Raw genomic sequence first — 7,485 nt, 5'->3', positions numbered from 1 at the left:
TTCTTCTGGACCTGGCGGCCCCATCTGGGCTATCTTCTTCCCCATGGCGTGTCCTCTCCTTTCAAAGAGATTTGAAAACGTCAATGGGGAGGATACGCCACCTCTTTTGATCAGGTCATCCACAACTTTCGGTTATAACTCCATCGAAGTTCCCGTGAACTTCAATCCGGTATTCTCCGGTCGGCCATCCATCTGTGCTGAAGGCTCCCCTCCAGAGTGATATCCCCTCTCTGGACAACGGGACGACTTCGAGCGGAATCCCCGAGGGGTCGTACATATGAGCGGTCAGATCCACCGGCGCCGCCGCGCTGTCATAGGCCTGGACTAGGATCGGGACTTCTGGTCCGCACGTCGCGTCTTCGGATGCGGGGCTCGTGAGGATTGTGCGGTGGTCTATCAGCAGACGCTTGATCTCGAAATCGATGGAGCCGTCTTCGTGGCATGAGACCAGACTGTACGATCTGGGCGTCCAGTCACGGCCTCCTCCTCGTGGCCATACCATGCTGTAATCGCCGATACCCGCTGGATGGGTGGACAGGTTGATGAAATGATGATGTCCCGAGAAGACGGCCTGTATTCCCAGATCCACAAATTGCTGAAGGACTTCCGGGAATCCATAACGCAGCGAGAAGTGCTCGAAAACGACAAGCCTTGATCCTGGAGGAGCCTGTGCCGCATCGCGGTCCAACCACTCCGCCTGCGAGGGGGTATGGATGTACCTGCGCCAAGTGTTGAATGTGATAAAATGCCAATCACCGATATCAAAGGAGTAATATGGTGGACCGACATACTCTTCATACAGTGCCAGCGACAGTTCGTTCGAGTCGTCATCATGATTTCCCACGACATTGAACACCGGAATCTCGGAGACGGACATTTGGTCTAGATAGTACTCCCATTCGGCTCGGACGTGGCCGTCATTAACAATATCGCCGGTGTTGACGATGAAGACGGGGGGAAGCTCAAGTCTGTTCATGGCCTGGATGTCGGCGGCGAGTGGATAGTACATAAGCGAGTTGATCTGGGTGTCGGCGATATGAATCCAGCGGAAGGAGTTCCCGCTCAGCTCAGGTGCCGGCCTCAGACCGAAGCGGACAGTATCCGCCCGGCTGGTGGTACTGTCGAGGCGATGATACCAGGCATCGGTCGGCCAATAGCCGGATGAAATCGTCATCGTGACGAACCTGTAATCGTCCGGGTCCACTTGCAGATCCACCGAGCCCATGGCGTCAGTGGAAAGAACATCGACCCCATTTGTGACTCGCACACCCGGCAGGCCCGGCTCCTGCGGCTGATGCTGTCCGTCCTCATTTTCGTCTAGGTAGACGAGGCAATGGACGTCGATGGGCTCTGCTGCCCGACCGGGAATCCCAGAAATGACTAGGACGATCGGAACAAGAGCGAGAATAACCAGGATTCTGATAACCATCGTCGAGATCCCGATGCCTGTGAACATGAATGCCCTGGCCGTGCTTTCACGCATGACGTACTCCATTTCGGGTTGTTGGCCGTGGGCGATATACGGCAAGTATAGCACAGCCGGCGACGGTTCAAGGAAGCGGCGCATCAGTAGCCCTACGGCAGCCACCAACATAGAAAAGGGGCCACGACTATCGCCGTAACCCCTTTATTTGCTTGGTACACTGCTAAGGAGGCGAATCCCGAACCTACAAGATTGAGAGCCATTAGGCGACGCAATGAGGAGTTCCGCCAAACACTTTTGAGGCCGCCCGCTGTCAACAGGCTTTACAGACGGGAAAGCCCTCTGGTCATTTGGGGCAGTGTTCATTCATGTATCTAATTGAGGAAATGATAAAAAACGAACGGTATAAGCCCCTGATCACGGGTTCGCAACGTGATCAGGGGCTTCTTCTTTTTTACCGTTCCTGGCAGACCGCCTCAGTCCTCGCCACCGTCCCCGTCGAAGCCGGGAGAATCCTCCCAGTCGTCGCGCACCAGCACCAGCACGGCCGAATTCGGCACGATCAGGTACTGCTTGCCCTCGAAGGTGATCTCCACGGCCGCCTTGCGCACGAAGAGCACGAAATCCCCCTCCTGGGCCTGCAGGGGTACGTAACGCGGCGCGGCGTCGCGGGTCTGCCAGGGCTCAAGGGTCTCGTCCGCCAGTTCGGGCAGGGGAATGCCCGGACCGACCGTCACGACCCAGCCGCTCTGCGCGGTGCGGGCGCTCAGGGCCGTCGCCGGCAGGTACAGACCCGTGTTGGTCTTCTCCTCGCCGCTCTCGGGCCGCACGAGCAGCCTGTCGCCCACGACGATGAGTTTCTTCTTCAAGGGGGACACGGTCCCGCCTTTCCGCTACGTTCCCGTCGCCGCCTGCTTGGCGCGCCGGGCCGCGGCCAGGTAATCGTCCAGGGGATGCGCGCCCACCATCCGCTCCTTCACCGCTCCGTCGGGCCCGATGATGAACGTGGTCGGAATGCTGCTGATCCCGCCGTAGGCGCTCTGCAGGTCGACGCCGGCCATGGCGACCGGGAACGTGTAGCCGTACTTGTCGAGGAACTGGCGTACGCTCGACGGACTCTTCTGGTCCACCGACAACGCCACCACGCGGATCCCCTCGTCGGCATGGCCGTCGTGAATCTTCTGCAGGTAGGGCATGACCATCTTGCAGGGGCCGCACCAGGTGGCCCAGAAGTCCAGGATCACGACGTCGCCGCGATAGTCGGCCAGATTCAGCTTATTGCCGTGCAGGTCCGACAGCACGAAGTCGGTGGTCGGCGCGGCGGCTGCGGCCGTCTCGACGCCCTGCGCTCCGCCGTCCGGCGTCTTGCCGCCGGCGACGGTGGCGTCCTTGGTGTCACCCGTGCAGCCCGTGCAGGCGTACAGGCCCAGCAGGACGGCGAGTATGATCAGGAATGTTCGTCTCATGAAGTCCTCCGCGTCAGAGCATCTTGTCGATCTTCTCGATCATCTTCTCCTTGGCCGTCAGGCCCACCTGCGAGTCCGTCACCGTCCCGCCCTTGATGTACAGGACGGTCGGCACGGACATCACGCCGAACTTGGCGGCGTGGTCGCGCGCATGATCCACATCGACGTGGGCGACCTTCAAGCGGCCGGCGTACTCGACCGCCAGCTCCTCCACGATGGGCGTGAGCTGCTTGCAGGGTCCGCACCAGGTGGCGCTGAAGTCCACCAGGACCGGAATCTCGCTGTTGAGTATCTCGGCCTCGAAGTTCTCGTCGGTCACGTGGATCAGGTCGCTCATCTCGCCTCCGCTTGATGGCCGTCACGGACGGCCGGTCCTCGTCATCTCACCGCTGTCAGGACCCGTGCCATGACCTCGGACAGGTCGGCGGCTTTCACGAAACCGGAGAACCGCTCCAGCTCGTGGCCCTGGGAATCGAAGAAAATGACCGTCGGCATGCCCACGACCTTGTGCCTGCGACTGATGGCGTCGTTCTCGGGGCTGCGCCTGGTCATGTCCATCTTAACCGCGACGAAGCTTTGCGCAAGTCGCAGGATCGCGTCCTGGTTGTAGGTCTTGTGGTCCAGCTCGAGGCAGGCGGCACACCATTCGGCCCAGAAATCCATCATCACGGGTTTGCCCGTCGCGGCCGCCTCGGCGAAGCCCGCCGCCTCGTCCCCGAACCAGGCGGGCTCGAGATGAGACGCCTCCCCCGTCGGCGGCGCCGCGCCGCCGGTCGGCAGCAGTCCCGGCGCGAAGCCGCGCAGACCGCCGAGCAGGGCCAGCACCAGACCCACGATCCACAGGAACCGCATGACGCCCTTGTTCAGGCCGGCGCGGGGGCCGGCGTCGGCCGGCAGCGGGTTGAAAACGCCCCAGGCGCTCACGCTCAACATCAGCGCCAGGCCGAAGACCAGGGGCGGCAACCACGCCGGCAGCCAGGGCCTCAGGAACCACAGCGACAGGGCGTAGAGCACGATGGCGAAGACGTGCTTGACGGTGACCATCCAGCCCCCGGGGGGCAGCATGCCGCCGAAGGTGCCCAGTACGATGAACAGCAGTCCCATGCCCATGGCGAAGGTGAACAGCAGCCAGAAGCCCAGAAATAGGCTGCCGGTCGTCGCCACCCACGAGAGCAGGACCACGATTACGGGTCCGACGCAGGGCGCGGCGATCAGTCCCATGGCCATGCCCATGAGCAAGGGGCCCAGGAAGCCCGTGCGCCCGCCGCCGATCCTCGACGTGAGGCCGCTGGGCAGTTGGATGTCGTAGAGACCGGCCATGGACAGGGCCATGGCGAAGACGACGGCGGCCACCGCGCCCATGAACACCGGCGTCTGCGTGGCCTGACCGAAGGCGGCCCCCCCCGCCGCGGCGATCAGGCCGAGGGACGAGTAGACCAGGGCGATGCCCAGCACGTACCACAACGACATGATGAAGCCCTTGACCGGGTTTCCCCCGGCGTGCATGCCGATGAAGCTGATCGTGATGGGGATCATGGGGAATACGCACGGCGTGAGACTGGCGAGCACGCCCCCCAGGAACACCATCAGGAAAGCCAGCCAGCTTCCCTTCTCCAGGGCGTGCCGCAGCCGATCCTGGAGACTCCCGCCACCGGCGGCGGCGGCGCTGTTCGCGCCCGCCGTCGCGGCCGTGACCTGCAGCACGAGGGACGTCGTCGCCTTCGCTGGCGGGAAGCAGAGGGCGGCTTCCCCTTCCTTGCAGAGCTGGTACGCAGCCTCGACATGGACCGTGAACGCGCCCGGCAAGGCGGGCAGGGCCACCGGCACCACGGCCATGACGTCGCCGCGGTAGTACGGGATCTCCGCCTTGACGGGCGGCGGGAAGACGGCCTGGCCGAAGGTGGCCGCCGGCTCGCCTCTGAACTCCAGGGCCTGGAAGGTGGTCGTCATGTGCGTGCCTGCCGGCACGTTGTAGAGAACCCCGAACTGCACCTGGCCTCCGGCCGGCAGATCCCCGGACAGGGGCCTGAGAGTCACCGTCAGGGCGGGCGGTTCGTCGGCGGACTGGTTTAGCGGCGAGTCGAAGAGACCGGCTCCGGCCGCGCCCGGCACGGCCAGGCCCGCCACCAGGAGGAAACAGACGAGTCTGGACGAGCGCATCATCGTTCCCCTCGCAACGGACGACTGTAACGTTGCAGCCGTGAGTGCCGGATGGCCTGCGGATCTTACGGGATCATTCACTGCAGATGTTTTTCGCGACGGATGTCCACGTCGTAGATCTTCAGCAAGCCGCCGTCGCTCTCGGTGAGGACTTCGGGTATGCCGTCCCCGTCCATGTCCACCAGCTCGATGCGCGTGCCGAAGACCACGTCCTCCCATTCCACGTCGCCACCGCGGGCATCGACGATCTGCCCCGTGTTCAGCACGATCTCCGGCGTGCCGTCGCCATCGACGTCGCCCACGGCCATGCGCGTGGCCTGGTACTCCCGCAGGCTGGTCCATTCCCGGTTGAAGGTGACACCGTCCAGGTAGTAGATGTGATCGTCGGCGTTGACCAGGATCTCCAGCTGCGCGTCGTCATCCACGTTGCCGACCGCCAGGCTGTGCAGGATCTGGAACTCGTTCTGTAGGGTCTCGTAGCGGAGCTTGTGATCGGCGCCCGACCACACGTAGACCATGGCTGACGTGGACCAGGCGATGATCTCGTCCTTGCCATCGCCGTCGAGGTCCGCGCCGATCACCTCCTGGACGACGCCGTTGAGCTGCTTGCTGGTCCAGATGTCGCGGCTGCCGTCACCGGTGAGGTAGATGATCCGCACCAGCCCGAAGCGGTCCCCGATCACGATGTAGGGGCCGTTCTCGTCCTCGAGCGATTCGATGCACGCGAGATGGTCGAGTCTTTCGCAGGCGCGCATGACGGCCCGGTAGTCCCGGTATCCCAGTTCGGCCGCGTTCGCGACCGCGGCGGCGAGACAGGAGGCGGCGGCGAATGCCAGCCAGATCGCCGACGCGGCGGATCGCCGGTGATCTCGGTCGCGGACAGGCCGGCCGGTCCGGCTCATGACGGTTTGATGCATCGGATCACCTCTCGGGACGTCTGACCCGATCACCCGCTACGCAGCGCTTCGCGATGACAAGAAGGAGCGTGGCGCGAACACGGCAATCGACCCGGCGCGGTTGCGTCCGCACGGATGATCGGGCTCAGGAAACAGGTTCGGCAGAAGATAGCCGCTCGGGCGACTCTCGTCCACAAGCGAGAGGGACAACAACCCGACGGCGGGGAGGTTCCTACCAGGGCAACGGGAAGCCGATCTGGACGTGGAGCGACCAGTTGGAATAATCGCGCGACCCCCAGATGTAGCCGCGCCATTGGGCTTTCCAGAGCAGGACGATGCTGTCGGTCATGTCCTGCTCGTATCCCAGCTCGGCCAGGAACGTGTAGTATCTCTGTTCGCCGCGTTGGTAGCGTTGCGGCGCGGCGTCCGCCGCCGCCTCCCCTGCGGCGGAATCGCCGGCCGGGACCGCCACGGGATAGCCGACGAGCGCCAGGCCTCCGCCGGCGCCGGCGAAGAGGGCGGTCCCGCGGCTCCGGCGGTGGCCATCGACGAGGTAGCGGCGCAGCACCAGGTCGGCGGTCAGGATGTTGCGGTCGGGTGCGATGTCGCGGTACTCGCCGTGCAGAACCAGTCCGGTGTTCCAGTAGTAGAGCGGCGCGAAGATCCCCGCGGCTGCATCGGGACGGAACAGGATCGATCCGCTGAAACCGAAGCGGAACATCTCCCAGTCTGGCGAGCCACCCAAGGTCGGCCCGAGGGTGATCAGCGGCGGCCGTGCCTTGTCCGGCCGGTCCAGGGACCGGTACAGGGGGCCCGCGCGCACGGAGGCCGCGCACAGCACGGCCGCCCCCCAGAGCAGGGCGCAGACGGCGCCCGTGCGCCACCTCTCCGCCCGCGCGGGCTTCCCGGCTCCGGGGGCCATCGGCATTCGCTCCACCTCGATTGCGGTCTGTCTGTACCGGCTGCGGCCGGCAGGGACGCGGACACCGGCGGCTTTGCAAGTTGGGTGCCTGAATGAGTTTGCGGTAACATGTTGATTCACAATGAAGTAACGGCTAGAGTTCCCGGTATGCCCGAGTCGTGGCGGCGCTTTTTCGAACCGCCCCTGGCCACTTGTCGTTCGGAGCCGGCCCGATGAATCCGTGCGAAGAGGATCTCCCTGCGATCGTGACGCTGGCGGCGATCGGCAGGGGCGAGCTCAAGGTGCAGAGATCGCTCTTCGTGGCGGAGGCGCACCCGCTCGCGGACCGGGTAGAGGTGCGCGGCATCGTGGCCGACATGAGGCGCCGCTATCACGACTGCCGGCACGTCTGCCACGCCTGGCGCCGCGGCCACGGCAACGACCAGACGGAGGGCCGCAGCGACGGCGGCGAGCCGTCCGGTACGGCCGGAGCCCCCATCCTCGGGGCCATCGAGAGCGCCGGCGTCACCGACGCCGCGGTGGTCGTCGCACGCTATTTCGGCGGCGTGAAGCTCGGTACCGGGGGACTCGGGCGCGCCTACCGGGCCGCGGCAGCGGCCGCGCTGGCCGACGCGCCGC

General features: G+C 64.6%; 8 protein-coding genes. 1 reads left to right on the top strand and 7 read right to left on the bottom strand.

Annotation, left to right across the window (positions count from 1 at the left end):
* Nucleotides 1-115: 115 nt before the first annotated feature.
* The 7 genes from KJ554_06260 to KJ554_06230 all read right to left on the bottom strand — a co-directional run bounded on the left by KJ554_06260 (nt 116) and on the right by KJ554_06230 (nt 6,873).
* On the bottom strand, nt 116-1,483 hold the full coding sequence (locus KJ554_06260; GenBank protein MBU0741935.1) for a metallophosphoesterase: 1,368 nt from the start codon (nt 1,481-1,483) through the stop codon (nt 116-118).
* A gap of 416 nt (nt 1,484-1,899) precedes the next feature.
* Nucleotides 1,900-2,301, bottom strand: a complete 402-nt coding sequence (locus KJ554_06255; protein ID MBU0741934.1) for a co-chaperone GroES family protein — start codon at nt 2,299-2,301, stop codon at nt 1,900-1,902.
* A gap of 15 nt (nt 2,302-2,316) precedes the next feature.
* Nucleotides 2,317-2,889: a TlpA family protein disulfide reductase gene (locus KJ554_06250; GenBank protein ID MBU0741933.1), complete on the bottom strand. Its 573-nt coding sequence runs from the start codon at nt 2,887-2,889 to the stop codon at nt 2,317-2,319.
* 13 nt (nt 2,890-2,902) lie between these two features.
* Nucleotides 2,903-3,226 carry a thioredoxin gene (trxA, locus tag KJ554_06245; GenBank protein MBU0741932.1) on the bottom strand — a complete coding sequence of 108 codons (324 nt, stop codon included), beginning with the start codon at nt 3,224-3,226 and terminating at the stop codon, nt 2,903-2,905.
* 41 nt (nt 3,227-3,267) lie between these two features.
* Nucleotides 3,268-5,049, bottom strand: a complete 1,782-nt coding sequence (locus tag KJ554_06240) for a thioredoxin family protein (protein ID MBU0741931.1) — start codon at nt 5,047-5,049, stop codon at nt 3,268-3,270.
* 77 nt (nt 5,050-5,126) lie between these two features.
* A complete protein-coding gene (locus KJ554_06235; protein ID MBU0741930.1) occupies nt 5,127-5,966 on the bottom strand; it encodes a hypothetical protein in 840 nt (279 codons plus the stop codon).
* A 211-nt stretch (nt 5,967-6,177) separates the two neighbouring features.
* On the bottom strand, nt 6,178-6,873 hold the full coding sequence (locus KJ554_06230) for a hypothetical protein (GenBank protein MBU0741929.1): 696 nt from the start codon (nt 6,871-6,873) through the stop codon (nt 6,178-6,180).
* Between the two features lie 206 nt (nt 6,874-7,079).
* Here KJ554_06230 and KJ554_06225 point away from each other — a divergent pair.
* Nucleotides 7,080-7,485 (top strand): YigZ family protein (locus KJ554_06225; GenBank protein ID MBU0741928.1); only part of this gene is annotated, 406 nt, incomplete at its 3' end.

It is taken from the genome of bacterium, from assembly GCA_018814885.1.
In the GTDB taxonomy this organism is placed as follows: Bacteria; Krumholzibacteriota; Krumholzibacteriia; order LZORAL124-64-63; family LZORAL124-64-63; genus JAHIYU01.
Note: the sequence above shows the minus strand (reverse complement) of the source record. Positions and strands in the feature narration are given on the sequence as shown.

Bases quoted from the DNA above. Each gene is read 5' to 3' on its own strand.
- KJ554_06260 (MBU0741935.1), bottom strand. From the start codon at position 1,483: ATGCGTGAAAGCACGGCCAGGGCATTCATGTTCACAGGCATCGGGATC.
- KJ554_06250 (MBU0741933.1), bottom strand. From the start codon at position 2,889: ATGAGACGAACATTCCTGATCATACTCGCCGTCCTGCTGGGCCTGTAC.
- trxA (MBU0741932.1), bottom strand. From the start codon at position 3,226: ATGAGCGACCTGATCCACGTGACCGACGAGAACTTCGAGGCCGAGATA.
- KJ554_06240 (MBU0741931.1), bottom strand. From the start codon at position 5,049: ATGCGCTCGTCCAGACTCGTCTGTTTCCTCCTGGTGGCGGGCCTGGCC.
- KJ554_06235 (MBU0741930.1), bottom strand. From the start codon at position 5,966: ATGCATCAAACCGTCATGAGCCGGACCGGCCGGCCTGTCCGCGACCGA.
- KJ554_06230 (MBU0741929.1), bottom strand. From the start codon at position 6,873: ATGCCGATGGCCCCCGGAGCCGGGAAGCCCGCGCGGGCGGAGAGGTGG.